We start from the raw sequence: 26,860 nt of genomic DNA, 5'->3' as shown, positions 1-26,860 counted from the left end.
GCTGACCATTGCCTACTTCGACAAACTTGGCGTTCCCCGTCTCTCATGACCTCAACTTCTCGAACCGCCCGGTGCGGACCCGCATGCCGGGTGGTGTGGGAGGGGCCCGGTCAGGTATCCTGACCGCCCCTATCTCGATTGGGGTGCTCGCGCTCGAGGGTGGCGGCGTGTCGTCAGTCGGCCGTAGCGCGGCGGCGCACCTCTGCCAGATACGCGTGTCCGTCGGGCGCTCGCCCTTTCTGTTGGCTCTCCCACAGCATGCGGCCCAGGCACTCCATCACCTCGTGGTGAGCGGCATGCAGCGAGCCGCGGCGCGCGGCCAGCAGTTCGACCGCCTGCCGGATGCCCGGCGGCTGGTCGATCGAGCATTGCTCGCTGATGCTCAGGTGCATCGACAGGTGCAAAAACGGGTTGTCGCGCGCGGGGTCGGCCTCGGCCATCGAGCGCAGGGCGCCTTCCAGGTCACCCAACTCGGCGTGGTACTCGGGGTGGCGCAGCATCCACTCGTAGGCGAGCGTCTCGATCGGCTCGAGCGGCTGGCCCGCGCGGCCTTTGGCAAAGGCACCGCAAAAAAAACGGCGCACGTCGGCTTGCGATGGCGTGAACATCCCGCGATTGTCGCTCGTCATCGGCTACCATGTGGCGTCATTCCATGGACGGCATGGAGAGGACCCGCATGCCCGTGCTTGCCATTGCCAACCCCAAAGGCGGCGTCGGAAAGACGACGCTGGCCACCCACATTGCCGGGTATTGGGCCCGTTGTGGCCGCCGGGTGATGCTGGGCGACGTGGACCGCCAGCAGAGCTGTGCGCGCTGGCTCGCGCTGCGGCCGGCGGCGGCGCGCCACATTGCCGGGTGGGATGCGAGTGCGGGGGGGACGCTCAAGCCCCCGCGCGGCACGACGCACGTGGTGCTCGACACGCCTGCGGGCCTGCACGGTCAACGCCTGCGCGAGGTGCTGCGCCGCGCCGACACCCTGTTGGTGCCGCTGCAGCCCGGGGTGTTCGACATGTTTGCCACGCACGATTTTTTGCAAGTGGTGCGCGAGCGTGCCCGCGATGGTTTGCGGGTGGCGGTGGTGGGCATGCGCGTGGACGAGCGCACGCGCTCGGCGCAGCAGCTGCGGGCCTATCTGGACGGGTTGGGGGTGCCGGTGGCGGGTTTCGTGCGCGAGGCGCAGGTGTATCGCCACTTGTCGGCGCAGGGCCTGACGCTGTTCGACGTGCGCCCGCCGCAGGTCGAGCGCGAGCTGGCGCAGTGGCAGCCGCTGCTGGACTGGGTGGACGCGCGTTAGGTGGTGTCGGTGCACGCGCGTGTCGCGCGTACGTCACGGGGGCGTCGCGCGAAGCGGCTACAGTGGCGGGCATGAAAGTCTTCGAATCCCTCGACGCGCTGCAAGCGGCCGTCGGCACCGAAGTGGCGGTCACCGACTGGCTGCCCATGACCCAGGAACGCGTCAACCGATTTGCCGACGCAACGGACGATCACCAGTGGATCCACGTCGATACCGATCGCGCCGCAAACGGGCCATTCGGCGGCACCATCGCGCACGGCTTTTTGACGCTGTCGTTGCTGCCCCGATGGATGGCGGAGGCGGTGGACGTGCGTGGGGTGCGCCTGGTGATCAACTACGGCGTCAACCGCGTGCGCTTTCCGGCCCCGGTGCGGGCGGGGGCGCGTGTGCGCGCGCGCCTGCAGTTGCAGTCGTTCGAGCCGTTGACGTCTGGCGGGGCGCACCTGTGCTGGTTGGCCACGGTCGAGATCGAGGGGCAGCCCAAGCCCGCCTGCGTGGCCGAGCTGCTGTTGCGCTACGTCGTTTGAGCGCTGGCGGCACCGCCCGTGGGTGCAGGCGGGGCCGCGCCGGCAAACCCCAGCTGCCGCCAGGCCTCGTACGCGACCACGGCCACCGCGTTGGACAGATTCAGGCTGCGCTGCCCCGGCCGCATGGGCAGGCGCAGGCGCCGTTCGGGCGCAAAAGTCTCCAGCACCGCCGGTGGCAATCCGCTCGACTCGGCCCCGAACACCAGCCAGTCACCCGCCGCGAATGCCACCTCGTGGGGCGTGCGCGTGCCGCGTGTGGTGAGGGCGAAGCAGCGCTGCGGGTCGGGACGTTCGGCGGCGACGAACGCGTCCCACGAGGCGTGACGGCGCACGTCGGCATACTCGTGATAGTCCAGCCCCGCGCGCCGCAGCAGCCGGTCGTCCATCGAAAAGCCGAGTGGCTCGATGAGGTGCAGCGCGCAGCCGGTATTTGCGCACAGGCGGATCACGTTGCCGGTGTTGGGCGGGATCTCGGGCGCGACCAGAACGATGCGAAACATGGGGCGCGCATTATTCCACGCGGGGTGGGGTGCGGGCGACGACGAGGGCGCTGACGCGGGTGGCGCCCGCGCCGAGCAGCGCGAGCGTGGCCGCGCGCAGCGTGGCGCCGGTGGTCATGACGTCATCGACCACCAACACACGCCGCCCGGCGAGGGCGGCGCGCGCGTGCGGCGCGACCGTGAACAGCCGGCAGACCTGGGCGAGCCGCTCCTGTCGGCCCAGGTGGTGCAGGATCGGGGCATCGGCCGCGCGCTCCAGCGCCGTCGGCAGCGCGCGCGGGGTGGTGGTCAGCCGGGCCAGCGCCCGCATCAGGGCCCAAGCCTGGTTGTAGCCCCGCTCGGCCAGCCGCTGCGGCGTCAGTGCCACGGGCAGCCAGAGGTCGGCGTCGGCCAGCAGCGCGGGCAGCGCCGGGTCGTCGAGCCACAACTGGGCCAAAGGGCGCGCCAAACCCGGGCGCGTGCCGGACTTGAGTGTCAGGATCCACGCATCCCACGGGTAGCCGTAGTCCACGCGCGCGAGCACCCGCGTCCACGGCGGGGGCGAGCGCTCGCAGTCCGCGCAGCGCGTCAGCCCTGGCGCCAGTGGCAACGCGCAGCCCGGGCAGCGGGGCAGCACGGGGGCCAGATCGTGCTGGCAGTCGGGGCACAACGGCCCGTCGGGCCAGCGGCCACAGACTTCACACACGGCCGGGCACAGCGCGTCCCAGGCGCGCCTCCAGCGGTGGTGGATCGAGTGCGGCATGACCGGCCTCCCCGTGCGGACTTCGCGTCGTCGTGCGCCCGCCACTATACTGCGGCGCCCATGGCCGCTGTTCCATCCCCCTCTGACGACGCCGAGCGCGTGCCGGGACTCGATCCGGTGGCGCTGGCGCGCTGGCACGCGCGCACGCCCACGAACAGTCCGTGGCTGCACGAGACGGTGGGCGCGCGCATGGTGCAGCGGTTGTCGTGGATCAAGGCGCAGCCGCGTGCGTGGATCCACTGGTCGCCCCTGCTGGGTGGCGAGCAAGCGCACCAAGCGGTGGTGCAGCACTCCCCGCAGGCCCCGGTGTGGCTGGCCGGCGAGGGGGCTGCGGCGGCCTGGCAGCGCTGGCAGCCTGCGCCCCCGCGTTGGTGGCAACGCTGGGGTCGGCGTGCCGACCGCGACGCAGCGGCGTCCCCCTGGGGCGCGCTGGCCGGCGTGCTGGCGCCGGGCGATTTTCCGAGCGCGCCGGTGGACATGGTGTGGGCGAATATGGCCCTGCACACCCAGGTCGCGCCGCGGGCGCGGCTGCGCCAGTGGCGCGACTGGCTGGCGGTGGATGGGTTTTTGATGGTCTCGGGGCTGGGGCCCGATACCTTGCGGGAATTGCGCGCCGTGCATGCCGCCCACGGCTGGCCCGACCCGGCGCCCGCCTTCGTCGATATGCACGATTGGGGCGACCTACTCGTCGAGACCGGCTTTGCCGAGCCGGTGATGGACATGGAGCGACTGACGCTGACCTACCCAAGCGCCGAGCGGCTGCTGGCCGATTTGCGCGCGTCGGGGCGCAACTGGCGTGTCGATCGCTTTCCCGGCCTGCGCGGCCGCGGCTGGTATGCGCGCTGGCTGCAGGCGGTGGAGCGGGGGTTGCCCCGCACCGCCGAGGGCCACCTGTGCCTGACGATCGAGGTGGTCTATGGCCACGCGTGGCGACCGGCGCCGCGTGCCTTGGTCCGGGGGACGACGGCAGTCCCCCTCGAGCAGCTGCGGGCGATGCTGCAGCGCAGTGCTGGGGCTGGGCGTGACCCCGCCGGTGGCAGGGGCTGAAACCCCACTACAATTGACATAGATCAAATCGATCGGCGCAACGCGCCGGCGGATGGCTCTGGTATTTGGCCTGCGGGCCTCGAGGGCGATGGTGGCACCTGAGATGGCGGATGCGTCGCGCACAGGCGTGCTGCGGCTGGCCCGGGTGGATGCCGATGGCATCCGCTGGCAGCTGGCGCGCAATTGCGCGCTCACGCCGGCGCAGTGTGGCTGGGCGTTCGCACTGGCCGCTGCAGCGGCGATGGGGGTGTCGGGTTTCTTTTGGTTGCTGGGGGCCCAGCTCGTGCTGCCGTTTGCGCTGCTCGAGACGCTGGCGCTGGGAGCGGGATTCCTGTGGTACGCGCGCCATGCGACGGACCGCGAAACCCTGGTGCTCGACGCCGAGCGGTTGATGGTCGAGATCGAGGAGGCCGGTGCCGTGCAGCGACGTGAGTTGGCGCGGCAGTGGCTGAAGGTGGAGGAAGCGCACGGTAGCGGGCTGATCGGCCTGCGCTCGGGTGGGCGACAGGTCTGGGTGGGGCGCCATGCGCGCCCGGAGCAGCGGCGGCAGTTGGCGCGCGAGCTGCGCTGGGCGCTGCGAGTCGTGATGGCCATGGGGGCACCGGGGGCGTCACCGAAACCATGAGCCGCACTCGGGTTCGGGATTGTCCGGAGCCCGCATGAGGAACAAGTTTGGTGTAATTCGTGTTGACATAAATCAACGCTTATATTCGAGGCAAACGACGTGAGCATGATGAAGCAATCCAGTCAAGTGCGGCGCGGCCATGGGGCCCGCGTCTGGACGGGCGCCAAAGACGCGGCGGGCGCGGCCCTGCTGGGTTTGTCCGTATGGGTCTCGAATGCCGCCCACGCTGCGGTCAATGACCTGCCCGGTGGCCCAGCGGTCAACCAGCTCAACTTCCATCCCCCCGTCACCCGCATCGCCGAAGAACAGCACTGGCTGCACTGGTTCATGCTGGCGATCTGTGCCACCATCTTTGTGGTGGTGTTCGGCATCATGTTCTACTCGATCGCCAAGCACCGCAAGGCGGCGGGCCACCAGGCGCAAGAGCTGCCCGAACCGTTGTGGGTCGAGCTGGGCTGGACCATCGTGCCCCTGCTCATCGTCATCGGCATGGCCTTACCGGCCACGAAGGTGCTGGTCGCGCAGAAAGACACCACCAACAGTGACTTGACGATCAAAGCCGTGGGCATGCAATGGAAGTGGGGCTACGAGTACCTCAAGGGCGAGGGCGAGGGCATTCAATTCCTGTCCACACTGGACCCTCAGCACCGCCTGTGGGCCGACTCGGGTAACCCGCCGCCGACCGACGACTACCTGCTCAAGGTAGACAACCCGCTGGTCGTGCCGGTGGGCAAGAAGGTGCGCATCATCACTACCGCCAACGATGTGATCCACGCGTGGATGGTGCCGGCGTTTGGCGTCAAGCAAGACGCGATCCCGGGCTTCGTGCGCGACACCTGGTTCCGCGCCGAAAAGACCGGCGACTTCTACGGCCAGTGCGCCGAGCTGTGCGGCAAGGAGCACGCCTTCATGCCCATTCACGTCAAGGTCGTGACGCAAGAAGAGTATGCCAAGTGGGTGGCCGAGAAAAAGCAGGCCATGGCGGCTCTCGCCGACGACCCCAACAAGGAATGGACGCTGGCCGAGCTGGTCAAGCGTGGCGAGTCGATCTACGCCGCCAACTGTGCGGCCTGTCACCAGGCCAATGGCAAGGGTGCCGGACCCATCAAACCGCTCGACGGCTCGACCATCGTCACCGACGCGGACCACGGCAAGATGATCCGGGTCATGCTCAACGGCGCGGGCAACGGCGCCATGCCGGCCTGGAAGCAGTTGTCGGACGTCGAGCTGGCAGCGGTCATGACCTATGCCAAAAACAGCTGGTCGAACAACACCGGTCAAGTCGTGCAGCCCAAGGAAGTGGTGGCGGCGCGTCAGTGATTACTTTTAAAGCGACGAGGAAAGAGCCATGAGTGCAGTTCTGGATCATCACGGCGCGCACGCGCACGACCATGACCATGCCCATCACGCACCCTCGGGGTGGCGGCGCTGGGTATTCGCGACCAACCACAAAGACATCGGGACGATGTACCTGCTGTTCAGCTTCGCGATGTTGATGATCGGTGGGCTACTCGCGCTGGGTATTCGCGCTGAGTTGTTTCAGCCGGGGCTGCAGGTGGTCAACCCCGAGCTGTTCAACCAGCTCACGACCATGCACGGCATCATCATGGTGTTCGGGGCCATCATGCCGGCCTTCGTCGGCTTCGCGAACTGGATGATCCCGCTGCAGATCGGCGCCTCCGACATGGCGTTTGCGCGCATGAACAACTTCAGCTTTTGGCTGATGGTGCCGGCGGCAATCATTCTGGTCGGCTCGTTCTTCATGCCTGGTGGCGCGCCCGCCGCCGGCTGGACGCTGTACGCCCCGCTGACACTGCAGATGGGCCCGTCGATGGATGCGGCCATCTTCGCGATGCACATCCTGGGCGCGTCGTCCATCATGGGCTCGATCAACATCATCGTGACCATCCTGAACATGCGCGCGCCCGGCATGACGCTGATGAAGATGCCGATGTTCGCCTGGACCTGGTTGATCACGGCCTATCTGCTGATCGCCGTGATGCCGGTGCTTGCGGGCGCCATCACGATGACGCTGACTGACCGGCATTTGGGCACGAGCTTTTTCAACCCGGCGGGCGGTGGTGATCCGGTGATGTACCAGCACATCTTCTGGTTCTTCGGCCACCCCGAGGTCTACATCATGATCCTGCCGGCGTTTGGCATCATCAGCCAGGTCGTGCCCGCTTTTGCACGCAAGAAGCTGTTCGGCTATACCTCGATGGTGTACGCCACGGCGTCGATCGCCATCCTGTCGTTCATCGTGTGGGCGCACCACATGTTCACCACCGGCATGCCGGTCACGGGTCAGTTGTTCTTCATGTACGCGACCATGCTGATCGCGGTGCCCACCGGCGTGAAGATCTTCAACTGGATCGCGACCATGTGGAAGGGTTCGATGACCTTCGAGACCCCGATGCTGTGGGCCGTGGGCTTCATCTTCGTCTTCACTATGGGCGGCTTTACCGGTCTGATGCTGTCCATGGCGCCGCTGGACATCAACTTCCAGGACACCTACTACGTGGTGGCGCACTTCCACTACGTGCTGGTGGCAGGTTCGCTGTTTGCGATGTTTGCGGGCTACTACTACTGGGCGCCGAAGTGGACCGGGGTCATGTATGACGAGACGCGCGGCAAGATCCACTTCTGGTGGTCGATGATCTCGTTCAACGTGACCTTCTTCCCGATGCACTTCCTGGGTCTGGCCGGCATGCCCCGTCGGTATGCCGACTATCCGATGCAGTTCGCCGACTTCAACGCGATCGCGTCGGTCGGGGCGTTCGCTTTCGGTCTGGCACAGGTGTATTTCTTCCTGTTCGTCGTGTTGCCCATGATGCGTGGCCAGGGCCAGAAGGCTCCGCAAAAGCCGTGGGAAGGCGCGGAAGGGCTGGAGTGGGAAGTGCCGTCTCCGGCGCCGCACCACACGTTCGAAACCCCGCCCAAGCTGGACGCGACCGCGACCCGCATCGTCGGGTGAGTACCCAACCCTGGAGTGAGGTATGAGCACCCCTGAGCAGCGCCGTCAAAACGTCCGACTGGGCTGGATTCTGGCGTCGGTGGCCTTGGCGTTCGCGCTGGGCTTCGTGGCCAAGATCGTGCTGCTCGGGGGCTGAATGCCGCTGGCCTGACGTGACTCGTCGTCAACCACCATGAACCGTCACCTGGAAAACCTCCGCATGACCGGCAAGCTGGTCGTCATTGCCGTGGGCATGTTTGCCTTCGGCTATGCGCTGGTGCCGATCTACCGCGCCATTTGCGAGGTGACCGGCATCAATATCCTGGCGCTCGGGGAGAAGCAGGTGCCTGGCAAGTCGCGCGTCGATCCGGTCAATACCCAGGTCGATACCTCGCGCACCATCACGGTCGAGTTTGACACCAACGTGCGTGGGCCTTGGCACTTCAAGCCGGCGGTCCGGTCGATGGAGGTTCATCCCGGGCAGCTGGCCACGGTGATGTACGAGTTTCAAAACGTGCAAAACCGCACCATGGCGGCGCAAGCGATCCCCAGCTACGCCCCACGGCAGGCGGCCAACCACTTCAACAAGTTGGAGTGTTTTTGCTTCAACCAGTACACGCTGGCCCCGGGTGAGCGGCGAGAGTGGCCGGTGGCGTTCGTCATCGACCCCAAACTGCCCAAAGACGTCAAGACGATCACGCTGTCGTACACCTTCTTCGAAGTCGGCACACCCACCCCGGCGGCGCCCACGGCGGCACTGCCGACGGCAACGGGAGGTGCGTCGTGAAGGGCACCCCTGCGCATCGGCGACCGATCGATTGGTGGGGCACCGTCAAGGCGGTGCTGTGGAGCTTCATCGGTTTGCGCCGTCGGTCCGACTTCGAGCAGGACGTCCAGCGGCTCAACCCCATCGCGGTCATGGTGACGGCGGTGGTGCTGACGCTGGTCTTCATCATCGCGCTGATGTCGATCGTGCGCTGGGTGGTTTCGCCGTGACGCCAGACGTCGATTGTCAACGACCAACGATTCGATACCAAGAGGAGTGAGCATGTCCGCAACCACACACGGCAACACGCCGTACTACTACGTGCCGGGTTTGTCGCGGCACCCCGCCATGGCGGCCTTCGGGCTGTTTTTCGTCATCCTTGGCGCCGGTCAGTGGATCAACGGCGTCGAGTGGGGCAAATGGTCGTTGGCTTTCGGGCTGGCGTGGTGGCTGGTGGTGCTGTACCAGTGGTTCCGCGACGCCGTGGCCGAGAGCGAAGGCGGCTTGTACAGCCGTAAGATCGACATTTCGTACCGCTGGAGCATGAGCTGGTTCATCTTCAGCGAGGTGATGTTTTTCGGCGCCTTTTTCACCGCGCTGTGGTGGGCGCGTGCGCACTCGGTGCCGGCGCTGGGCAATCTGGAAAACAGCCTGATCTGGCCCGACTTCCAGGCGATTTGGCCGTCGGTGCAGGCGGGTGCCACCGCGTCGCCCGCGGGTATCGTCGAGCCGTTCCAGACCGTGGGGCCGTTTTGGCTACCCACTATCAACACGGCGCTGCTGCTCACCTCGGGCTTGACGCTGACGATCGCGCACCACGCGCTGCAAGACGGCAACCGCACCAAGACCATCGCCTTCATGTGGATTACCGTGCTGCTGGGTGCGATCTTTTTGCTGGTGCAGGGCTACGAGTACTATCACGCCTACACCGATCTGAACCTCAAGCTCAGCTCGGGCATTTTCGGTTCGACGTTCTTCATGCTCACGGGTTTCCACGGTTTTCACGTGTTCGTGGGCATGCTGATGCTGCTGGTGATCACGCTGCGGCTGCAAAAGGGCCATTTCACCAAGGATCGCCATTTCGGTTTCGAAGGCGCGGCGTGGTATTGGCACTTCGTCGACGTGGTGTGGCTGTTCCTGTACGTTTTGGTGTACTGGATGTGACCCACGGGCGCAGCAGCCATGAACAAAGCGCCTGCGGGCGCTTTCTTCGTTTGTGTGGGGGTGCGGTGGCGCGGATGGCCCGGGAATCCGGGTGAACCGTCACGGGGTGGTGGGCAAGCCGGTGGGTTGGATCCAGCCCATCCAATGGCTAAACAAAATCAACAGAAACAGCACGATGGACAAGCCGATGCGCACCGTCAACGCCCGTGCCATGCGGCGCGAGCGTTGCGCATCCCCGCTGCTGGAGTCGCCCTTCATCATGGCCGCCAACGCGGCACCCAGCGCACCCACGATGCCCACGAAAGCGACGGCGACCAAATATTTCATGGCTGGAATTATCGAATGAAACGCGTACGGACAGGGCGTTCGCTGGGGGTGACCCTGGCAGCGGTGGTGGGCTTTGCGCTGACGGTGTCGCTGGGCGTTTGGCAGCTCGGCCGTGCCGACCAAAAGCGCACCCTGCTGGCGCAGCAGTTGGCGCAAGTCGGCCAGCCCGCCGCCGATTGGGGCGACGTGCACCGGGCGTTCGAGGCGGGGGAGCTGCCTGCCTGGCACGGGCGAGCGGTGCAGCTGCGCGGGCGTTGGGTGCCCGAGGCGACGGTGTATCTGGACAATCGGCCGATGCAAGGCCGCGCGGGCTTCATCGTCGTGACGCCGTTGATGCCCGAGGGCGGGGAGCCGGGGCTGCTGGTGCAGCGTGGCTGGGTGCCTCGCCGTGCGGACGATCGCACCGCCGTGCCACCGTTGCGCACACCCGATGGCGTGGTGACGGTCGAGGGGCGGCTCGCCCCGCCTCCCTCGCGGCTATTTCAACTGGGCCCCGATGCGGCTGGCCCGATCCGGCAGAATATCGACATCGACGCGTGGGGCGAGCAGTGGCGCTTGGTGCTGGTGCCCGCATCGGTGCAGCAGAGCGCGCCGCCCGAGTCGGCAGCGGATGGCACGCCGTTGCTGCGTGAGTGGACGGTGGTGGCGGTCGATCCCGCCAAGCACGTCGGGTACGCGGTTCAGTGGTTTGGGCTTGCCGCCCTGATTGGCGTTTTGTATGTCTGGTTCCAATTCGTCTCCCCCCGGCGCCGCGCGCGTTGACGCAGCACCCGCTGGTGCGCTCGACCAGCCCCTGACGCTGACCGTGCACAGCTTGCCGTCACCCGGGGCCGGTCTGGCCCGCGACGTGGCAGCGACGCGCCGTGGGCGCTGGAAGATGTTTTTGCTGTTTCTGGTCAGCGCGTCGCCCGTCATCGCGTCGTACTTCACGTACTATGTGATTCGCCCCGAAGGACGGCGTAACTATGGCGAACTGATCGAGCCGCAGCGGCCACTGCCCCCTATCGTGGCGGTGGACGCGCAGGGGCGCGAGGTGCCACTGACGGCGTTGATGCACCAGTGGCTGTTCATCAGCGTGGCCGACAGCGCGTGTGACGCGCAGTGCGAGCGGCACCTGTACCTGCAGCGGCAGTTGCGCGAAGGTTTGGGCAAGGACAAGGAGCGCATGGATTGGGTGTGGCTGCGCACCGGCGACCGCGCGTACCCCGAGCGGCTGCGGGCCGCCCTGCAGACGGCGACCGTGCTATGGGTCGACGAGGCGCAGCTGGCCACGTGGCTGCAGCCCGCGCCGGGGGCGCGGCTGGCCGATCACTTGTACGTGGTCGATCCGCTGGGCAACTGGATGATGCGCTTTCCGCCCAACGCGGATCCGTCGAAGATGCGGCGCGACCTGGAGCGCCTGATGCGGGCGTCGAGCTCGTGGGACCGGCCGGGGCGGCCCTGAGGTGAGTATGGAAACGTGGACCGACTGGACGCCGGTATTTCGGCTCATGATTCTGGGGCTGTTGATCGCCGCCGGGCCACTGGCGTGGGTGTGGCTGCGCGCGCGCGGGGCCAGCACGCGGCAACGACTGCGGCTGCTGAGCGCCCTGACGCTGTTTTTGACGTTCGACTTGGTGCTGTTTGGGGCATTCACCCGGCTCACCGACTCCGGCCTGGGGTGTCCAGACTGGCCGGGCTGCTACGGGGCAGCGTCGCCGATCGGCGCGCACGCGGATATTGCCGCCGCGCAGGCCGCGATGCCGACGGGGCCGGTGACGTTTTCCAAGGCGTGGATCGAGATGATCCACCGCTATCTTGCCACCTCGGTAGGGGTACTCATTCTGGTCATGGCCGTGGCCAGCCTGATCGAGCGTCGGCGCGACCCGACCGTGCCCGCGCTGTGGCCGTGGGTGTCGCTGGTGTGGGTGTGTATACAGGGCGCATTCGGGGCGCTGACGGTGACGATGAAGCTGTTCCCGGCCATCGTGACGTTGCACCTGATGGGCGGGTTGGCGCTGCTGGCCCTGCTGCGGCTGCAAACGGTGCGCTTCGGCCAGGCCGACGCGCTGACCCAGCAGGCAGGCGCGCTCGGCCCCGGCCTGCGGCTGGCGTTGTGGGGGCTGCTCGCGCTGGTGGCGCTACAGGTGGCGCTGGGGGGGTGGGTCAGCACCAATTACGCGGTGCTGGCGTGCCGCGATTTTCCGACCTGCCAGGGCAGTTGGTGGCCCGAAATGGATTTTGCGCGCGGCTTCGAGCTCTGGCGCCCACTGGGTGAATTGCGCAGCGGCGACGCGCTGCCGTTTGCCGCGCTGACCGCCATCCACTACGTACACCGGTTGTTCGCTTATGGGGTGTTGGCAGTGCTATTGGGGGTAGGCTGGGCGCTGCATCGCGCGGGCCTGACCCGGCATGCCGCGTGGTTGTGGGGGTTGGGCGCATGGCAGCTGTTGACGGGCTTGAGCAACGTGGTGCTGGAGTGGCCGCTAGTGGCGGCCGTGGCCCACACGGGCGGTGCGGCGCTGTTGGTCACGCTGCTGGCGGGGTGGCTGGCCGCGGCGTATCCGGCTCGTGCCAAACCAGCCACGGCGCCGATGACAGCCTCGGTGTGGCAGGAGGGGCGGGCATGAGCACGCCGCACACCGCCACCGGGGCGCCACTGCCGTCGACCTGGCGACAGTACTACGTGTTGATGAAGCCGCGCGTCATCCAACTGATCGTCTTTTGCGCGCTGATCGGTATGGTGCTGGCGGTGCCGGGTTGGCCCAGCGCGCAGCAGTGGGGCACGATGGCCGTGGCCTGTGTGGGGATCTGGATGGTCTCGGGCGCGGCGGCGGCGTTCAATTGCCTGATCGAGCAACACATCGACGCGCGCATGCGCCGCACCGCGTGGCGGCCCACGGCCCGGGGCGAGCTGAGCCAGCGCCAAGCGCTGGTGTTTTCGGCGCTGTTGTGCGCGGCGGGCTCGGTGCTGCTGTACGTCGCGGTCAATCCGCTGACGATGTGGCTCACGCTCGCCACCTTCGTCGGCTATGCCGTCGTCTACACCGTCATCCTCAAGCCGTTGACGCCGCAAAATATCGTCATCGGTGGTGCATCGGGCGCCATGCCCCCCGTGTTGGGGTGGGCGGCGATGACCAACACCGTCACGGCCGAGGCGCTGGTGCTGTTCCTCATCATTTTTCTGTGGACGCCGCCGCACTTTTGGGCGCTGGCGCTGTACCGGGTCGATGACTACCGCCGCTCTGGCCTGCCCATGCTGCCCGTCACGCACGGGTCCGAATTCACGCGCCTGCACATCCTGCTCTACACCCTGATCCTGTTTGCCGCCTGCTTGCTGCCGTATCTGCTGCGCATGAATGGGTGGCTGTATTTGGTGGCCGCCGTCGTGCTCAATGCCGGGTTCGTTTTCCATGCCTGGCGCCTGTGGCGCGACTACTCGGACGCGCTGGCGCGCCAGACGTTCCGCTTTTCCCTTATCCACCTGTCGCTGCTGTTTGCGGCCATGCTGGTGGACCATTACCTGATCATGATCCCATGACACGACCGACACGCGCGGATCCCCGCCCCCCATCAGAATCGCACATCGTGCCCCGGCGTGGTGCGCTTGCGCGCCTGCTTGGCGGCGCTGGGGGGGCGTTGCTGGCACTGGGGGTGGCGTGGCTCGGGGGCTGCGGCGAGCGTCCCCCAGCCTTTCACGGTATCGACCTCACCGGGGCTGACTACGCCCAGGGCTTCGATTTGCCCGATCAAAATGGCCAGCGCCGCACGCTGGCCGATTTTCGCGGCAAGGTCGTGGTGGTATTTTTTGGCTACACCCAGTGCCCGGATGTGTGCCCGACGTCGCTGGCGGAGCTGGCCGAGGCCAAACGGCTGCTCGGTGCCGATGGGGCGCGCCTGCAGGGCATTTTCATCAGCGTCGACCCCGAACGCGACACGCCCGAGTTGATGCGCGCGTACATGGCCAGTTTTGACCCCACGTTTTTGGCGCTGCGGGCCGAGCCGCAGGAGCTGTCCGCGCTGGCCAAGGCGTTCAAGGTGTACTACAAAAAAGTCGAGGGCTCGACGCCGACCAGCTACACCATGGACCACTCGGCCGGCAGCTACGTCTACGATACCCAGGGCCGCCTGCGCCTGTACCACCGCTATGGCAGCGGTGCGCAGGCGCTGGCCGATGACGTCAAACGGTTGCTGGCCGAGGGCTGACCGCACCGCGAGGCGCTGCCACGGCCAGCCCCTCAGGCAGACGCCTTGTCGGCTTCGGAAGTGAAGGCGTCGGCGTAGAACGCGTCCTCGGGCAGGCCGGCCGCCGCATAGTCGCGCCGAGCCGATTCCACCACGATGGGCGCGCCGCACGCATAGACCTCGAAGCCCGAGAGGTCTGGGTGATCGGCCAACACCGCCTGGTGCACGAAGCCGGTGCGACCCGACCAGCCGTCCTCGGGCAGGGCGTCGGATACCACGGGGACGTAGGTCAGGTTCGGCAGCGCGGCTGCTGCCTCGCGGATCCAGGCGTCTTGGTACAAGTCGTGCGGGCGACGTCCCCCCCAGTACAGCCACGTGGGCCGCACGATGCCTTTGTGCTGCATGTGCTGCACGATGGCCTTGATGGGCGCGAAGCCCGTGCCCGACGCGAGCAGGATGATCGGTTTGTCCGATGCCTCGCGCAGATAAAAGCTGCCAAACGGCCCCTCGATGCGCAGAATGTCCTTTTCTTTGAGTGCGCCGAATACATGGTCGGTAAACTTGCCGCCCGGCATGTGCCGGATGTGCAGCTCGAGGAAGGGCGTGCCCGCTTGGCTGGTGTGCGGGGCGTTGGCCATCGAGTAGGCGCGGCGCGCGCCGTCGCGCAGCAAAAATTCGACGTACTGCCCGGCGTGGTACTGAAAGGTGTCGTTGGCGGGCAGCTGCAGGCGCACGATCATCACGTCGGGGGCGGCGCGCTCGAGTTGTTGCACGCGCACTGGCAACTTTTTGACGGGGAAGGCGCCGGCTTCGGTGACTTGGCGCGACTCGATCACCACGTCGCTGTGCGCGATGGCGCAGCAGGTCAGGATCAGGCCGGCGGCTTCTTCTTCGGCGCTGAGCGCCTTGGACTGGTGCGGGCCGTGCGTGACGGTGCCGGCGAGCTTGCGGCATTTGCATGAGCCGCAGGCGCCGTCCTTGCAGCCGTAGGGCAGGCCGATACCCTGGCGAATGGCGGCAGCCAGCAGGGTTTCGCTTTCCGTCGCCGCAAAGGTGCGGCCACTGGGTTCGACGGTGATGGTAAAGGTCATACTGGAAAGGTGGCCGTAGCGGCCCAACGAGACTGAGAGATAACATCGATTGTCGCAAATGCCATGGCGCCCCAGGGGCGCATGGGGAAAGGATGCGCATGTTCCATGGATTCGGGGGAGCGCTGCCGGCGCGGTTTCGGCGCCAGCGCGTATTGATCGTGGGCTGCGGCGACGTGGGGCTGCGCAGCGCGCGCCTGCTGTCCGGGCGGGTGCGGTTGCTGGCATTGACGTCGTCGCCCGAGCGCGTGCCGCTGTTGCGCGCTGCCGGTATCACACCGCTGCGCGGGGATCTCGACGATCCGCTAACGCTGCAGCGGCTGGCGGGCTTGGCGCACCGGGTGCTGCATTTGGCGCCCCCGCCGAGCGAGGGACTGGCTGACTGGCGGCGCGACCCCCGCTCGCGTGCGCTCGCGCAGGCGCTGGCGTTGCGCCAACCGCCGGCCGTGCTCGTGTACGGATCGACCAGCGGTGTCTATGGCGACTGTGGTGGGCAGTGGGTGAGCGAAACCCGCATGCCCGCACCCGCCACCCCGCGGGCGTGGCGGCGGTTGGACGCAGAGCGCCAGTGGCGGTTTTGGGGGCGCATGACGGGCGCACGCGTGACGCTGTTGCGCATCCCGGGCATTTACGCGCCGAACCGGCCCGACGGTCCGCTGCCGCGCCTGCAGCGAGGCACCCCGGTGCTGCGGCCCGAGGACGACGTCTACACCAACCACATCCATGCCGACGACTTGGCGCGTGCTTGCGTGCGCGCGCTGTGGCGGGGTGGGCCCCAGCGTGTGATCAACGTCTGCGACAACACGCAGCTCAAAATGGGCGACTATTTCGACTTGTTGGCCGATGGGTTTGGGCTGCCGCGCCCACCGCGTGTGGCACGCGACGGCGCCGAGCAGCGGCTGCCGCTGATGCTGTTGTCGTTCATGAGCGAATCCCGCCGATTGCGCAACGAGCGTATGGGGCGCGAGCTGGGGCTGCGGCTGCGCTACCCCACGGTGCAGGAGGGTTGGGGTTTCGTCGGTGCCTGACACGCCATAGAAAAGGCCGATCGGTTGACGATCGGCCTAGGGTGTTTGGTGCCGGAAGCCGGACTCGAACCGGCACGGTGTCGCCACCGGCAGATTTTGAATCTGCTGCGTCTACCTATTTCGCCACTCCGGCGCACAAGGCCAAAATTATGGCACAGTTCAAACCCTCAGTTGACGCCGCCTGGGCGTCAGCTCCATCCGATACGAAGCGTTCCATGGCTCCACCGTTGACGACCGATCGTTCTACCCCTTCACCGGCGCCCCGCCGCCGTGCGCCGCGACGCTACCCCACCATCGAGGATGCAGTGGGCAACACCCCACTGGTGGCGTTGCAGCGCATCGGTGAGCCCGACAACCGCGCGCGCGGCAACGTCGTGCTGGGTAAGCTCGAGGGCAACAACCCGGCCGGCTCGGTCAAGGATCGCCCCGCGCTGTCGATGATCCGGCGCGCCGAGGAGCGCGGCGAGATCCGCCCTGGTGACACCCTGATCGAAGCGACCAGCGGCAACACGGGCATCGCGTTGGCCATGGCGGCGGCCATCCGCGGCTACCACATGGTGCTCATCATGCCGGAAGACTTGTCGATCGAGCGCGCGCAGACGATGAAGGCGTTTGGCGCCGAGCTCATCCTCACGCCCAAGAGCGGGGGCATGGAGTACGCGCGCGACCTGGCCGAGCAGATGGAAAAGGCCGGCAAGGGCAAGGTGCTGGACCAGTTTGCCAACCCCGACAACCCGCGCATCCACTACGAAACGACGGGCCCCGAGATCTGGAGGCAGACGGGCGGGCGCATCACGCATTTCGTCAGCGCCATGGGCACCACAGGCACGATTACGGGGGTATCGCGCTATCTGAAGGAGCAAAACCCCGCCATTCGCATCATCGGGGCGCAACCGGCTGAGGGCTCGCGCATTCCCGGCATCCGCAAGTGGCCGCCGGAATATCTGCCCAAGATCTATGACCCGTCCGGCGTCGATGAGCTGGTGTACGTCAGCCAGGCCGATGCGGAGGAGATGTGCCGACGCCTGGCGCGCGAGGAAGGGATCTTCGCCGGCGTCTCGGCCGCTGGGGCGTGTTGGGTGGCGCAACAAATCGCCCAGCGCGAGGCCAACGCCACCATCGTCTTCGTGGTGTGCGACCGCGGCGATCGCTACCTCTCGACCGGGGTATTCCCGGCATGAACGGGTTATCCCTGATGGGGTTTTTCCTGTCGAGGCGGCAAGGCGCGGGGTGCCACCGTAAAATGGCTGGCTCTAAACGGAGTTGCGATTGATGAATATCGACCGTGAAGTGGACGCGCGCGGGCTGAACTGTCCGCTGCCGATTCTCAAGGCCAAGAAAGCGCTGGCGGAGATGGCCAGCGGTCAGGTGCTGAAAGTGATTGCGACCGACGCGGGGTCGATGCGCGACTTTCAGGCCTTTGCCAAGCAAACGGGCAACGAGCTGCTGCACCAGGAAACGATCGGGTCCGATTACGTGTCGATCCTCAAGCGTCGCTGAGTGTTCGGTGCCTGATGGCTGTGCCGGGGTATTCCACCCCGAAGCCGCTGGTACCTCCGGTCAAACGGCCCGTGGACGGGCCGTTGCTTTTTTCCACTGCGCGCAACGCGCCACCGGCTGAGGCGTTCTTTTAGTCGCCCAGACGCGCGCGCTGCGCCTGCACTTTGGTCAGCGTCGCGCTGAAGTCGGCCAGGCGCTGGCGCTCCTGCTCGATGACGGCAGCCGGTGCGCGCGCGACGAACGATTCGTTGGCCAATTTGCCCTGCGCCTTGGCGATTTCGCCTTGCAGGCGAGCGATTTCTTTGTCCAGCCGGGCGCGCTCGGCCGCCACGTCGATGGCCATGAACAGGCACAGGCGGGCCTCGCCCACGACTGCCACGGGGGCGGCCTGTGCCGCCTCGGCCCACGCTGCTTCATCGGCAAAGAGGCGCACTTCGCTCAGTTTGGCCAGCGCCTGCAGCACGGCTTGCCAGCGCTGCACGAAGGCGCTCTCGCCCACGACATACAGCGGCAGCCGCTGCGCGGGTGAGACGCCCATCTCGCCGCGCAGGCGGCGGCACGCCTCCACCATCGCTTGCAGGCGGGCGACCTCGGCCTCGGCGTGCTCGTCGATGCGCTGCGGCTGCGCCTCGGGGTAGGGGGCGATGCTCACCGAGGGGCCAGCGCGTCCGGCGACGGGCGCCACCTTTTGCCACAGCTCCTCGGTGATGAAGGGGATGATGGGGTGCGCGAGCCGCAGCACGGTCTCCAGTGTGCGGATGAGCGTGCGACGGGTGGCACGCTGTTGCGCCGCGTCGCCCGTTTGCAGCTGCACCTTGGCGATTTCCAGGTACCAGTCGCAAAACTCGTCCCAGACATAGCTGTAGATGGCATTGGCCACCAGGTCGAGCCGGTAGTCGGCAAATCCCTGCGCGACGGCGGCCTCCACTCGTTGCAGGCGCGAGACGATCCAGCGATCGGCCGCGGAGAAGCTCAAATAGCCGTGGAACGGCCCGCCCGGCGCGCACTGGTCGGGCGTGTGCTCGGCCAGGCCGCAGTCGTGGCCCTCGCAGTGCATGAGCACGAAGCGCGTCGCGTTCCAGAGCTTGTTGCAGAAGTTGCGGTAGCCCTCGCAGCGCTTGCTGTCGAAGTTGATGCTGCGCCCAAGCGACGCCAACGCGGCGAAGGTAAAGCGCAGTGCATCGGCGCCGTACGCGGGAATGCCCTGCGGGAACTCTTTCTCGGTGGCGCGGCGAATGGCCGGTGCCGTCTCTGGCTTGCGCAGGCCGGTGGTGCGCTTCTCGAGCAGCGTCGGCAGGTCGATGCCATCGATCAGGTCCACGGGGTCGAGCACATTGCCTTCGCTCTTGCTCATTTTGCGGCCCTGGGCGTCGCGCACCAGACCATGGATGTAGACGTGGCGAAACGGCACGCGCCCCGTGAAGTGGGTGGTCATCATGATCATGCGCGCCACCCAAAAGAAGATGATGTCGTAGCCCGTGACCAGCACCGTGCTGGGCAGGTAGAGGTCGTAGTCCTTGAGCGGTTGGGGATCGTCGAGGCTGTCGGGCCAGCCCAGCGTGGAAAACGGCACCAGCGCGCTGGAGTACCAGGTGTCGAGCACGTCGGGGTCGCGGCGCAGGCCCGCCTGGCGCAGCGGCTCGCGCTGCGCGGGGCTCAGGTGCGCCAGGTAGGCGTCGAACTGCGCACGGGCGTCGGCCTCGTTGCGCGCCACATAGACGTTGCCCTCGGCGTCGTACCAGGCCGGAATCTGGTGGCCCCACCAAAGTTGGCGGCTGATACACCAATCCTGGATGTTGGCCATCCACTGGTTGAAGGTGTTGACCCAGTTCTCGGGCACGAAGCGCACCTGCCCGCTGGCGACGGCGTCGATGGCCTTTTGCGCGATGCTCTTGCCGCTGGGATCCTGCGGGCTGACCCGCGTCATGGCGACGAACCACTGGTCGGTCAGCATCGGCTCGACGATCTGGCCAGTCCGCGCGCAGCGCGGCACCATCAGGCGGTGGGGGCGGGTGGCCACCAGCAGCCCGGCGGCTTGCAGGTCGGCGAGCACGCGCCGCCGCGCCTCGAAGCGATCCAGCCCCCGGTACGCGGCCGGGGCGTTGTCGTTGACCGTGGCGTCCAGGTGGAAGATGGGGATGAGCGGCAACGCGTGGCGCTGGCTCACCGCGTAGTCGTTGGGGTCGTGCGCGGGCGTGACTTTGACCACGCCAGTGCCGAAGCTGGGATCGACATAGGCGTCGGCGATGATGGGAATCTCGCGCCCGCACAGCGGCAGCTTCACGTACTGCCCCACCAGGTGGGCGTAGCGCTCGTCGTCGGGATGCACCATGACGGCGACGTCGCCCAGCAGGGTTTCGGGGCGTGTGGTGGCCACGACGAGCTGGCCTTCGCCGCTGGCCAGCGGGTAGGCGATGTGCCACAGGTGGCCATCTTCCTCCTCGCTTTCGACCTCCAGGTCCGACACTGCGCTCATGAGCACCGGGTCCCAGTTGACCAGGCGCTTGCCGCGGTAAATCAGCCCCTGTTCGTACAGGCGCACGAAGGTCTCGGTGACCACGCGCGACAGCCGCTCGTCCATCGTGAAGTATTCGCGGCTCCAGTCCACGCTGTCGCCCAGCCGGCGCATCTGCTGGGTGATGGTGTTGCCGCTCTTTTCTTTCCACTCCCACACGCGCGCGACGAAATTTTTGCGCGCCTCCTCCGGCGTGGCCCCGAGGTCGTGCCGGGTGAGCCCTTGTGCCTGCAGCTGCCGCTCGACCACGATCTGGGTGGCGATGCCGGCGTGGTCGGTGCCGGGAATCCACACCGTGTTCGCGCCGCGCATGCGGTGGTAGCGCGTCAGGCTGTCCATGATGGTCTGGTTGAACGCATGCCCCATGTGCAGCGTGCCGGTGACGTTGGGCGGCGGCAGCTGGATGGCAAACGCCGGCGCGTCGGGCTGGGGCTGCCCGGTGCCGCGCCAGCCGGCACGGCCGTAGCCGCGCGCTTCCCACTCGGGGCCCCAGCGGCGCTCCACGGCGGCGGGGTCGAACGATTTGGACAGGCTCTGCAGGCCGGGTTGGGCAACGGAATCGGACATGGCGATCGACAAGGCAGATGGGAGGGCGCGCCCCACGGCGGGGCAAAAACCCTGATTGTAGAAGGCGGGGTCGATGTGACGCACGGATGACGGCGTGATTGATCCCCTCAATGAACGGCATAGACGCGAGCCGCTGGACGTCAGCGAGCCCTGAGGGTACGCTTGCTCCGTGCCGCTGACTGTGGTGGTCGGTGGCGCATTCGAGATACCACCTTACCAGGAGAGACAACCATGCCGCAACTCAAAGGTTCCAAGACCGAGCAGTGCTTGAAAGACGCCTTCGCGGGCGAATCGATGGCCAACCGCCGTTACCTGTACTTCGCCAACAAGGCCGACGTCGAGGGTCAAAACGACATCGCCGCACTGTTCCGCTCCACCGCCGAAGGCGAGACGGGCCATGCCCATGGCCATCTGGAGTTTTTGGAGCAATCGGGCGACCCGGCCACCGGTATGCCGATCGGCACCACGCGCCAGAACCTCGAGTCCGCCGTGGCCGGCGAGACGCACGAGTACACCGACATGTACCCCGGCATGGCCAAGATCGCGCGCGAGGAAGGCTTCGACGAGATCGCGGACTGGTTCGAGACGCTGGCGAAGGCCGAGCGCTCGCATGCCAACCGCTATGCCAGGGCGCTGGCCGAACTGGTCGACTGATCCGCCACCCCGGTAACCCGCGGGGCCGTCGCTGTGCGCCATCCGCCGCGGGTGGCAGGCGCCAATCCCCCGCGGGCCGGTTTTTGCACAACGAGCCGCCGGACCCACGGCGGCCCCCTTCAGGAGACACCCGCCATGGCGCGCGAAGGCAACCTCGAGCCCCCGACCCGACACCCGCTGGACTGGAAAAATCCCGAGTTCTACGACGAGGACAAGTGCTTCGCCGAACTGGAGCGCATCTTCGACATTTGCCACGGCTGTCGTCGCTGCGTGAGCCTGTGCGCGGCCTTTCCGACCCTGTTCGACCTGATCGACGAGGGCAAGACCGGTGAACTCGACGGCGTGGCCAAGGCCGACTACTGGAAGGTGGTCGACCAGTGCTACATGTGCGACCTGTGCTACATGACCAAGTGTCCGTATACGCCGCCGCACGAGTGGAACCTGGACTTTCCGCACACCATGCTGCGTGCCAAGGCGATCAAGTTTCGCCAGGGCAAGGTCAAAGCGGCCGAGAAGTTTCTGGCCTCCACCGACGTGCACGGCAGCCTGGCTGGCATCCCGATCGTGGTGCAGACGGTCAACGCCGTCAACCGTACCAAGCCCGCGCGGGCGTTGATGGAGAGCGCCCTGGGCGTGCACCGCGACGCGTGGATGCCCGAGCTGGCCGCCAAGACCTTCCGCCGCGCCGCGCCCGAGTCACCGACCTCCCAGGCGATCGACGGCGAGCGCACGCCGGGCAAGGTGGCGATTTTTTCGACCTGCTACGTCAACTACAACGAACCCGGCATCGGCCTGGACCTGCTACGGGTGCTGGCGCACAACGGCATTGCGTACACGCTGGTCGAGAAAGAGCGCTGCTGTGGCATGCCCAAGCTGGAGCTGGGCGATCTGCAGTCCGTGGCGGCGGCCAAGGAGGCCAACATTCCGGTGCTGGCGCGCTATGCGCGTGAGGGCTACGCGATCCTGAGCGCGGTGCCGAGCTGCACGCTGATGTTCAAACAAGAGATCCCGCTCATGTTTCCGGACGATCCCGACGTGCAGGCGGTCAAGGAAGCCATGTGGGATCCGTTCGAGTACCTGACCGCGCGCCGGCGCGACGGGTTGCTCAAGACCGACTTCCCGCGGCCACTGGGTAAGGTCAGCTATCAGATCCCCTGTCACGGCCGGGTGCAAAACATCGGCCGACGCACCGAGGAGCTGCTCAAGTCCATTCCGGGCACGCAGGTGCAGACGATCGAGCGCTGCTCGGGCCATGCCGGCACCTATGGCGTCAAGAAAGCGACGCACCCGGTGGCGATGAAAATTGGCAAGCCCGTTTTCAAGGCCATGGCGCAATGGAAGGATGGCAGTGCGCCGGATTACATCAGCTCCGATTGCCCGCTGGGCGGGCACCATATCGCGCAGGGATTCGAGGTCAACCAGTTGGGCACCCCCCAGCTGGCGCATCCGCTGACGCTGCTGGCCACCGCGTATGGGTTGAAGTGAGTCCGAGGCCCGAGACGATCCGACTGGAGCGAGACCATGATCACCACCATGCAACTGACCGGCAAGATCACGCGCGAGACCCTCATGCCACTGGAAGCGTATGCCAAGTGGCGCAAGGTGCACAAGCCCGAGGTGATCGCGCACCGCAAGCTGCGCACGGTGCGTCTGGGCGAGCACTTGAGTGTACAGTTCGAGAGCGAGCTGTCGATGCGCTACCAGATCCAGGAGATGCTGCGCATCGAAAAAATCTTCGAGGAAGAGGGCATTCAGGACGAGATCGACGCTTATGCCCCACTGGTGCCCGACGGCACCAATTGGAAGGCGACCCTCATGATCGAGTACCCCGACGTCCACGAGCGGCGTCGGGAGCTGGCGCGCCTGATCGGCATCGAGGACCGCATGTTCGTCGAGATCGAGGGGCACGGTCGCGTCTATGCCATCGCCGACGAGGACCTGGACCGCGAAACCGAGGACAAGACCTCGGCGGTGCACTTTTTGCGCTTCGAGCTCACGCCCGCGATGCGCGCCGCGGTCAAGGCGGGGGCGGCGGTCAAGCTGGGGTGCGACCACACTCACTACCCGGCGCACGTGCAAATCCCGCCCGAGACGCTGGCGAGCCTGGCTGGCGACCTGAACGATTGAGGGGGCACGCCGTTGGCGCGGGGTGCCGCGTTGGCGGTAGGATACGGGCATGATTTTTTTGCTCTCTCCCGCCAAGGCGCTGGATTACGAATCGCCCCTGACCACGCAGCGCGCGACCGAGCCGTTGTTCATCCCCGAGGCGGCGCAGCTCATCGAGGTGCTGCGCACCCTCTCGCCGCAGCAGGTGGCGGAGCTGATGGATTTGAGCGATACGCTCGCGGCGCTCAACGTGGCGCGCTACCAGGCGTGGCTGCCGGTCTTCACACCCGAGAACAGCCGCCCAGCGGTGCTCGCCTTCAACGGCGATGTGTACGAGGGGCTCGACGCGCGCTCGTTGAGCGAAGACGACCTGGACTGGCTGCAAGCGCATGTGTGCATCTTGAGCGGCCTGTACGGCGTGTTGCGGCCGCTGGATCGCATGCAGCCCTATCGGCTGGAGATGGGCACCCGGCTGGCCACGCCGCGCGGACGCAATCTTTATCAATTTTGGGGTGACCGCATCGCGCAGTACCTCAACGAGCGCGTGGCACAGGACGATGGTATCGTCGTCAACCTGGCCAGCGAGGAGTACTTCAAGGCGGTCGACCTGGCCGTACTGCAGGCGCGCGTGGTGACCTGTGTTTTCGAGGAGCGCCGCGGTACGGGCTACAAAATCATCAGCTTTGCCGCCAAGCGTGCGCGTGGGCTCATGACACGTTGGGCCGCGTTGCACCGCGCGAGCCGTGTCGAGGATTTGCAGGACTTCGACAGCGAGGGCTACCGCTACGCGCCCGAGGTCTCCACCCCCGAGCGGTTGGTGTTCCGGCGCGAGGCGCGTCCCGCCTGAGCGGCGCGGGAGATTCAGCCATGGCGCAGCACGTGACCCCAGAGCTGAAGGCATGGATCGTGCAACAGGCACGCGCCGGCTGCACGCCGGAGTCGGTGTTGCAGGCCATGCGCGCCGCCGGTTGGGAGGAGGCCGTGGCGCTCGACGCCATGGAGGACGCGCTGGAGGGGTTCGTGCGCACGCTGCCGCAGCCGGTGCCGCCCGCGGCACCCGTGCGGCCCCATCTGGTCTTGGATGGATCGCCGCGCGCCATCGACGTGGGCGACCGTATCGTCACCGTCCACGTGAGCCTGCGCCGGCCGCGGCTGGCGGTTTTGGGCAACGTCTTGTCGGATGAAGAATGCGCGGCGCTGATACGTGCCGCCGAGCCACGCCTGAAGCGCTCGCGCACCGTGCAGACCAAGACCGGTGGCGAGGAGCTCAACGCCGACCGCACCAGCGATGGCATGTTTTTTCGTCGCGGCGAGTCGCCGCTGATCCAGCGCATCGAGGCGCGCCTGAGCCGCCTGGTGCACTGGCCGGTGGAAAACGGCGAGGGGTTGCAAGTGCTGCGCTACCGGCCAGGCGCGGAATACAAACCCCACTACGACTACTTCGACCCCAATGCGCCTGGCACCGCGCGCATCACCGAGCGTGGCGGGCAGCGCGTGGCCACGCTGGTGATTTACCTGAACGAGCCGGTGCGCGGCGGTGGCACCACGTTTCCAGACGTTGGGCTGGAGGTGATGCCACAGCGCGGGCATGCGGTTTTTTTTGCCTACGACCAGCCCGACCCCGCCACGCTGACGCTGCATGGCGGCGCGCCCGTGCTGGAGGGCGAGAAATGGGTGGCCACCAAGTGGCTGCGCGAGTCCGAATTCACTCCCTGAACCGATGATGTCCCTGTCTGCGACGCCCCCTGCCGCGGCGGCTGATTTGCCTGGCTTGGCGCAGGCCCCGTTGGGCCGCGCCAGCACGTATATCGACAACTACGACCCTACCTTGCTGTGCCCACTGCCGCGCGCGCCCAAGCGCGCCGAGATCGGCATCACCGGCACCCTGCCGTTCACCGGCGCGGATCTGTGGACGGCGTTCGAGCTGAGTTGGCTCAACCCGCGTGGCAAGCCGCAGGTCGCCATCGCACACTTCACCATCCCCGCCGAGTCGCCCAACCTGATCGAGAGCAAGTCCTTCAAGCTCTACCTCAACAGCTACCACCAAACGCCGTTTGCGAGTGCCGAGGCGGTGCGCGAGCGCCTGCGCGCCGATCTGGCCGAGGCGCTGTGGCGCGGCAGTGACCAGGCGCCCGGCAGCGTGGGTGTGCGCTTGCTCTTGCCGCACGAGTGGGGCGCGCAAACGGTGCAAACCCTGCCCGGCTTGAGCCTGGATCGGCTCGACGTCGATTGCACCGACTACCAGCCCGCGCCCGAGTGGTTGCGTGCCGACCCTGACCAGCCCCCGGTGCAAGAGGTGTTGACGAGCGACCTGCTCAAGAGCAACTGCCTGGTGACCGGCCAGCCCGATTGGGGCAGCATCCAGATTGCCTACAGCGGCGCGCCCATCGACCAGGAGGGGTTACTGCGCTACCTGGTCAGTTTTCGTCAGCACCAGGAGTTCCACGAGCAGTGCGTCGAGCGCATCTACATGGACATATGGACGCGCTGCCGCCCCATTCGCCTGAGTGTGCTCGCGCGCTACACGCGCCGCGGTGGGCTCGACATCAACCCCTGGCGCACGAGCCACCCGCAGCCGCTGCCGACGCACGCGCGCACGGCGCGGCAGTGATCCGCAGCGAGCGCGGGTTGCTGAAAAAACGGGCAGTCTGATGCAGGCCTTGACGCGGCGGGCTTTCCCGGTTTGTTCGGCGGTTTGTCCACAGCCTCGCCCACAGGCGGCGGGGACAAGCGGTCGGCTCATCCGGTCAGCAGCCGTTGCACCAGCTCCACCGTGCTGCGCGCCTGCACCTTGCGCATCAGGCGCGCGCGGTGCACTTCGACCGTGCGCGGGCTGATGCCCAGCACCTTGGCCGCCTGTTTGGCCGTCAGTCCTTTCATGACGAGTGCGGCGATCTCGCGCTCGCGAGGGGTGAGCGCGACCGTGACCGGTCGGCGCGCCGAGAGGTCTTCGAAACTCCAGATGCCGGCGGCGTGTGGATCGGCACGATCCAGCGCACGGCCGCTGACGTGGCACCAGAACGTCTGCCCGGCAAAGCGCCCGCCGACGCGGCGCATGATGCGCTCGTCGCTGTACTGCCCGTGGGCGTTGAGGATGGGGGCGATGCGCTCGCCGATGCGCTCGAACTCGTCGGCGCTGGGATACAGGAGGCGAAAGCTCTGGCCCACGAGCTGTTCGCGGCTGGCGCCAAAGATGTCGCACATGGCCTGGTTGCAGTCGACCATGATGCGGTGGCGCGACAGGGCCAGCCCAACCGGTGCCAGCTCGAAGGCGAGTCGGTAGTCGTCTAGGG

At 66.9% G+C, this 26,860-nt stretch carries 31 protein-coding genes and 1 tRNA gene; 24 read left to right on the top strand and 8 right to left on the bottom strand.

Annotated elements, in window-relative coordinates:
• Positions 1-173: 173 nt before the first annotated feature.
• Positions 174-608, bottom strand: a complete 435-nt coding sequence (locus tag Q0716_RS03945) for a DUF1841 family protein (RefSeq protein WP_299019909.1) — start codon at positions 606-608, stop codon at positions 174-176.
• 68 nt (positions 609-676) lie between these two features.
• Between Q0716_RS03945 and Q0716_RS03940 the strand changes: the two genes are divergently transcribed.
• A complete protein-coding gene (locus Q0716_RS03940) occupies positions 677-1,294 on the top strand; it encodes a ParA family protein (protein WP_299019903.1) in 618 nt (205 codons plus the stop codon).
• Between the two features lie 71 nt (positions 1,295-1,365).
• Positions 1,366-1,821 carry a MaoC family dehydratase gene (locus tag Q0716_RS03935; protein ID WP_299019900.1) on the top strand — a complete coding sequence of 152 codons (456 nt, stop codon included), beginning with the start codon at positions 1,366-1,368 and terminating at the stop codon, positions 1,819-1,821.
• Here the strand turns inward: Q0716_RS03935 and trmL are convergent.
• Entirely contained in the window at positions 1,809-2,321 is a 513-nt protein-coding gene (gene trmL, locus Q0716_RS03930) for a tRNA (uridine(34)/cytosine(34)/5-carboxymethylaminomethyluridine(34)-2'-O)-methyltransferase TrmL (protein ID WP_299019898.1), read from the bottom strand. The genes Q0716_RS03935 and trmL overlap by 13 nt on opposite strands.
• A 10-nt stretch (positions 2,322-2,331) precedes the next feature.
• Positions 2,332-3,063, bottom strand: a complete 732-nt coding sequence (locus tag Q0716_RS03925; RefSeq protein WP_299019896.1) for a ComF family protein — start codon at positions 3,061-3,063, stop codon at positions 2,332-2,334.
• Positions 3,064-3,123: 60 nt separating this feature from the next.
• Between Q0716_RS03925 and Q0716_RS03920 the strand changes: the two genes are divergently transcribed.
• The 8 genes from Q0716_RS03920 (at position 3,124) to Q0716_RS03885 (ending at position 9,618) form a co-directional block, all read left to right on the top strand.
• Complete coding sequence (locus Q0716_RS03920; RefSeq protein WP_299019894.1) at positions 3,124-4,110, top strand: biotin synthase; 987 nt, start codon at positions 3,124-3,126, stop codon at positions 4,108-4,110.
• Between the two features lie 52 nt (positions 4,111-4,162).
• Positions 4,163-4,735: a DUF2244 domain-containing protein gene (locus Q0716_RS03915; RefSeq protein ID WP_299019892.1), complete on the top strand. Its 573-nt coding sequence runs from the start codon at positions 4,163-4,165 to the stop codon at positions 4,733-4,735.
• A gap of 105 nt (positions 4,736-4,840) precedes the next feature.
• Positions 4,841-6,055 carry a cytochrome c oxidase subunit II gene (gene coxB / locus Q0716_RS03910; RefSeq protein ID WP_299019913.1) on the top strand — a complete coding sequence of 405 codons (1,215 nt, stop codon included), beginning with the start codon at positions 4,841-4,843 and terminating at the stop codon, positions 6,053-6,055.
• A 28-nt stretch (positions 6,056-6,083) separates the two neighbouring features.
• The gene (gene ctaD / locus Q0716_RS03905) at positions 6,084-7,709 is read left to right on the top strand and encodes a cytochrome c oxidase subunit I (RefSeq protein WP_299019890.1); all 1,626 of its coding nucleotides are present in this window, start codon (positions 6,084-6,086) and stop codon (positions 7,707-7,709) included.
• Positions 7,710-7,731: 22 nt separating this feature from the next.
• Complete coding sequence (locus Q0716_RS03900) at positions 7,732-7,845, top strand: cytochrome oxidase small assembly protein (protein ID WP_299019888.1); 114 nt, start codon at positions 7,732-7,734, stop codon at positions 7,843-7,845.
• Between the two features lie 36 nt (positions 7,846-7,881).
• Positions 7,882-8,475, top strand: a complete 594-nt coding sequence (locus Q0716_RS03895) for a cytochrome c oxidase assembly protein (RefSeq protein ID WP_299019886.1) — start codon at positions 7,882-7,884, stop codon at positions 8,473-8,475.
• On the top strand, positions 8,472-8,684 hold the full coding sequence (locus tag Q0716_RS03890) for a DUF2970 domain-containing protein (protein WP_299019883.1): 213 nt from the start codon (positions 8,472-8,474) through the stop codon (positions 8,682-8,684). The genes Q0716_RS03895 and Q0716_RS03890 overlap by 4 nt, the downstream gene beginning before the upstream one ends.
• A gap of 52 nt (positions 8,685-8,736) precedes the next feature.
• Positions 8,737-9,618, top strand: a complete 882-nt coding sequence (locus Q0716_RS03885; protein WP_299019881.1) for a cytochrome c oxidase subunit 3 — start codon at positions 8,737-8,739, stop codon at positions 9,616-9,618.
• Positions 9,619-9,717: 99 nt separating this feature from the next.
• Here the strand turns inward: Q0716_RS03885 and Q0716_RS03880 are convergent, their stop codons facing one another.
• A complete protein-coding gene (locus Q0716_RS03880) occupies positions 9,718-9,945 on the bottom strand; it encodes a twin transmembrane helix small protein (RefSeq protein ID WP_299019879.1) in 228 nt (75 codons plus the stop codon).
• Positions 9,946-9,960: 15 nt separating this feature from the next.
• Here Q0716_RS03880 and Q0716_RS03875 point away from each other — a divergent pair, with 15 nt between their 5' ends.
• From Q0716_RS03875 to Q0716_RS03855, 5 genes are read left to right on the top strand one after another with little or no spacing between them, the layout of a single operon-like run.
• Positions 9,961-10,707, top strand: coding sequence for an SURF1 family protein (locus Q0716_RS03875; protein WP_299019877.1), 747 nt, complete (start codon positions 9,961-9,963; stop codon positions 10,705-10,707).
• On the top strand, positions 10,664-11,389 hold the full coding sequence (locus Q0716_RS03870) for a hypothetical protein (protein ID WP_299019870.1): 726 nt from the start codon (positions 10,664-10,666) through the stop codon (positions 11,387-11,389). Before Q0716_RS03875 ends, Q0716_RS03870 begins: the two co-directional genes overlap by 44 nt.
• Before the next feature lie 7 nt (positions 11,390-11,396).
• The gene (locus tag Q0716_RS03865; RefSeq protein ID WP_299019868.1) at positions 11,397-12,554 is read left to right on the top strand and encodes a COX15/CtaA family protein; all 1,158 of its coding nucleotides are present in this window, start codon (positions 11,397-11,399) and stop codon (positions 12,552-12,554) included.
• Positions 12,551-13,465 carry a heme o synthase gene (gene cyoE / locus Q0716_RS03860; RefSeq protein WP_299019865.1) on the top strand — a complete coding sequence of 305 codons (915 nt, stop codon included), beginning with the start codon at positions 12,551-12,553 and terminating at the stop codon, positions 13,463-13,465. The genes Q0716_RS03865 and cyoE overlap by 4 nt, the downstream gene beginning before the upstream one ends.
• Complete coding sequence (locus Q0716_RS03855; RefSeq protein ID WP_299019863.1) at positions 13,462-14,130, top strand: SCO family protein; 669 nt, start codon at positions 13,462-13,464, stop codon at positions 14,128-14,130. Before cyoE ends, Q0716_RS03855 begins: the two co-directional genes overlap by 4 nt.
• Before the next feature lie 32 nt (positions 14,131-14,162).
• On the opposite strand, the gene Q0716_RS03850 is transcribed toward Q0716_RS03855, so the two are convergent.
• The gene (locus Q0716_RS03850; protein WP_299019861.1) at positions 14,163-15,200 is read right to left on the bottom strand and encodes a CDP-6-deoxy-delta-3,4-glucoseen reductase; all 1,038 of its coding nucleotides are present in this window, start codon (positions 15,198-15,200) and stop codon (positions 14,163-14,165) included.
• 98 nt (positions 15,201-15,298) lie between these two features.
• On the opposite strand from Q0716_RS03850, the gene Q0716_RS03845 reads away from it, so the two are divergent.
• Entirely contained in the window at positions 15,299-16,225 is a 927-nt protein-coding gene (locus Q0716_RS03845) for an SDR family oxidoreductase (RefSeq protein WP_299019859.1), read from the top strand.
• A 46-nt stretch (positions 16,226-16,271) separates the two neighbouring features.
• Here Q0716_RS03845 and Q0716_RS03840 read toward each other — a convergent pair.
• Positions 16,272-16,358 (bottom strand) — tRNA-Leu (locus Q0716_RS03840).
• Positions 16,359-16,440: 82 nt separating this feature from the next.
• On the opposite strand from Q0716_RS03840, the gene cysM reads away from it, so the two are divergent.
• Together cysM and Q0716_RS03830 are read left to right on the top strand one after the other, a co-directional pair.
• Positions 16,441-17,406, top strand: a complete 966-nt coding sequence (gene cysM, locus Q0716_RS03835; protein ID WP_299019857.1) for a cysteine synthase CysM — start codon at positions 16,441-16,443, stop codon at positions 17,404-17,406.
• Positions 17,407-17,497: 91 nt separating this feature from the next.
• Entirely contained in the window at positions 17,498-17,725 is a 228-nt protein-coding gene (locus Q0716_RS03830) for a sulfurtransferase TusA family protein (RefSeq protein ID WP_299019855.1), read from the top strand.
• 130 nt (positions 17,726-17,855) lie between these two features.
• Here Q0716_RS03830 and Q0716_RS03825 read toward each other — a convergent pair whose 3' ends face one another.
• On the bottom strand, positions 17,856-20,807 hold the full coding sequence (locus Q0716_RS03825) for a valine--tRNA ligase (RefSeq protein WP_299019853.1): 2,952 nt from the start codon (positions 20,805-20,807) through the stop codon (positions 17,856-17,858).
• Between the two features lie 231 nt (positions 20,808-21,038).
• Between Q0716_RS03825 and Q0716_RS03820 the strand changes: the two genes are divergently transcribed.
• The 6 genes from Q0716_RS03820 (at position 21,039) to queF (ending at position 26,178) form a co-directional block, all read left to right on the top strand.
• Positions 21,039-21,461, top strand: a complete 423-nt coding sequence (locus Q0716_RS03820) for a rubrerythrin family protein (RefSeq protein ID WP_299019851.1) — start codon at positions 21,039-21,041, stop codon at positions 21,459-21,461.
• 135 nt (positions 21,462-21,596) lie between these two features.
• A complete protein-coding gene (locus Q0716_RS03815; protein WP_299019849.1) occupies positions 21,597-22,946 on the top strand; it encodes a heterodisulfide reductase-related iron-sulfur binding cluster in 1,350 nt (449 codons plus the stop codon).
• Between the two features lie 48 nt (positions 22,947-22,994).
• Entirely contained in the window at positions 22,995-23,588 is a 594-nt protein-coding gene (locus tag Q0716_RS03810; protein WP_299019911.1) for a DUF3501 family protein, read from the top strand.
• A gap of 49 nt (positions 23,589-23,637) precedes the next feature.
• A complete protein-coding gene (yaaA, locus tag Q0716_RS03805; protein WP_299019847.1) occupies positions 23,638-24,414 on the top strand; it encodes a peroxide stress protein YaaA in 777 nt (258 codons plus the stop codon).
• 20 nt (positions 24,415-24,434) lie between these two features.
• Entirely contained in the window at positions 24,435-25,283 is an 849-nt protein-coding gene (locus Q0716_RS03800) for a 2OG-Fe(II) oxygenase (RefSeq protein WP_299019845.1), read from the top strand.
• Between the two features lie 7 nt (positions 25,284-25,290).
• Positions 25,291-26,178, top strand: a complete 888-nt coding sequence (gene queF / locus Q0716_RS03795) for an NADPH-dependent 7-cyano-7-deazaguanine reductase QueF (RefSeq protein WP_299019839.1) — start codon at positions 25,291-25,293, stop codon at positions 26,176-26,178.
• A gap of 128 nt (positions 26,179-26,306) precedes the next feature.
• On the opposite strand, the gene Q0716_RS03790 is transcribed toward queF, so the two are convergent.
• A partial coding sequence (locus tag Q0716_RS03790; protein ID WP_299019837.1) for a PAS and helix-turn-helix domain-containing protein occupies positions 26,307-26,860 on the bottom strand: 554 nt, incomplete at its 5' end.

Origin of the sequence: uncultured Tepidimonas sp., assembly GCF_938045175.1 — a bacterium.
Lineage (GTDB): Bacteria > Pseudomonadota > Gammaproteobacteria > Burkholderiales > Burkholderiaceae_C > Tepidimonas.
Note: the sequence above shows the minus strand (reverse complement) of the source record. Positions and strands in the feature narration are given on the sequence as shown.

Bases quoted from the DNA above. Each gene is read 5' to 3' on its own strand.
- Q0716_RS03945 (WP_299019909.1), bottom strand. From the start codon at position 608: ATGTTCACGCCATCGCAAGCCGACGTGCGCCGTTTTTTTTGCGGTGCC.
- Q0716_RS03940 (WP_299019903.1), top strand. From the start codon at position 677: ATGCCCGTGCTTGCCATTGCCAACCCCAAAGGCGGCGTCGGAAAGACG.
- Q0716_RS03935 (WP_299019900.1), top strand. From the start codon at position 1,366: ATGAAAGTCTTCGAATCCCTCGACGCGCTGCAAGCGGCCGTCGGCACC.
- trmL (WP_299019898.1), bottom strand. From the start codon at position 2,321: ATGTTTCGCATCGTTCTGGTCGCGCCCGAGATCCCGCCCAACACCGGC.
- Q0716_RS03925 (WP_299019896.1), bottom strand. From the start codon at position 3,063: ATGCCGCACTCGATCCACCACCGCTGGAGGCGCGCCTGGGACGCGCTG.
- Q0716_RS03920 (WP_299019894.1), top strand. From the start codon at position 3,124: ATGGCCGCTGTTCCATCCCCCTCTGACGACGCCGAGCGCGTGCCGGGA.
- Q0716_RS03915 (WP_299019892.1), top strand. From the start codon at position 4,163: ATGGCTCTGGTATTTGGCCTGCGGGCCTCGAGGGCGATGGTGGCACCT.
- coxB (WP_299019913.1), top strand. From the start codon at position 4,841: ATGATGAAGCAATCCAGTCAAGTGCGGCGCGGCCATGGGGCCCGCGTC.
- ctaD (WP_299019890.1), top strand. From the start codon at position 6,084: ATGAGTGCAGTTCTGGATCATCACGGCGCGCACGCGCACGACCATGAC.
- Q0716_RS03900 (WP_299019888.1), top strand. From the start codon at position 7,732: ATGAGCACCCCTGAGCAGCGCCGTCAAAACGTCCGACTGGGCTGGATT.
- Q0716_RS03895 (WP_299019886.1), top strand. From the start codon at position 7,882: ATGAACCGTCACCTGGAAAACCTCCGCATGACCGGCAAGCTGGTCGTC.
- Q0716_RS03885 (WP_299019881.1), top strand. From the start codon at position 8,737: ATGTCCGCAACCACACACGGCAACACGCCGTACTACTACGTGCCGGGT.
- Q0716_RS03880 (WP_299019879.1), bottom strand. From the start codon at position 9,945: ATGAAATATTTGGTCGCCGTCGCTTTCGTGGGCATCGTGGGTGCGCTG.
- Q0716_RS03875 (WP_299019877.1), top strand. From the start codon at position 9,961: ATGAAACGCGTACGGACAGGGCGTTCGCTGGGGGTGACCCTGGCAGCG.
- Q0716_RS03870 (WP_299019870.1), top strand. From the start codon at position 10,664: ATGTCTGGTTCCAATTCGTCTCCCCCCGGCGCCGCGCGCGTTGACGCA.
- Q0716_RS03865 (WP_299019868.1), top strand. From the start codon at position 11,397: ATGGAAACGTGGACCGACTGGACGCCGGTATTTCGGCTCATGATTCTG.
- cyoE (WP_299019865.1), top strand. From the start codon at position 12,551: ATGAGCACGCCGCACACCGCCACCGGGGCGCCACTGCCGTCGACCTGG.
- Q0716_RS03855 (WP_299019863.1), top strand. From the start codon at position 13,462: ATGACACGACCGACACGCGCGGATCCCCGCCCCCCATCAGAATCGCAC.
- Q0716_RS03850 (WP_299019861.1), bottom strand. From the start codon at position 15,200: ATGACCTTTACCATCACCGTCGAACCCAGTGGCCGCACCTTTGCGGCG.
- Q0716_RS03845 (WP_299019859.1), top strand. From the start codon at position 15,299: ATGTTCCATGGATTCGGGGGAGCGCTGCCGGCGCGGTTTCGGCGCCAG.
- cysM (WP_299019857.1), top strand. From the start codon at position 16,441: ATGGCTCCACCGTTGACGACCGATCGTTCTACCCCTTCACCGGCGCCC.
- Q0716_RS03830 (WP_299019855.1), top strand. From the start codon at position 17,498: ATGAATATCGACCGTGAAGTGGACGCGCGCGGGCTGAACTGTCCGCTG.
- Q0716_RS03825 (WP_299019853.1), bottom strand. From the start codon at position 20,807: ATGTCCGATTCCGTTGCCCAACCCGGCCTGCAGAGCCTGTCCAAATCG.
- Q0716_RS03820 (WP_299019851.1), top strand. From the start codon at position 21,039: ATGCCGCAACTCAAAGGTTCCAAGACCGAGCAGTGCTTGAAAGACGCC.
- Q0716_RS03815 (WP_299019849.1), top strand. From the start codon at position 21,597: ATGGCGCGCGAAGGCAACCTCGAGCCCCCGACCCGACACCCGCTGGAC.
- Q0716_RS03810 (WP_299019911.1), top strand. From the start codon at position 22,995: ATGCAACTGACCGGCAAGATCACGCGCGAGACCCTCATGCCACTGGAA.
- yaaA (WP_299019847.1), top strand. From the start codon at position 23,638: ATGATTTTTTTGCTCTCTCCCGCCAAGGCGCTGGATTACGAATCGCCC.
- Q0716_RS03800 (WP_299019845.1), top strand. From the start codon at position 24,435: ATGGCGCAGCACGTGACCCCAGAGCTGAAGGCATGGATCGTGCAACAG.
- queF (WP_299019839.1), top strand. From the start codon at position 25,291: ATGTCCCTGTCTGCGACGCCCCCTGCCGCGGCGGCTGATTTGCCTGGC.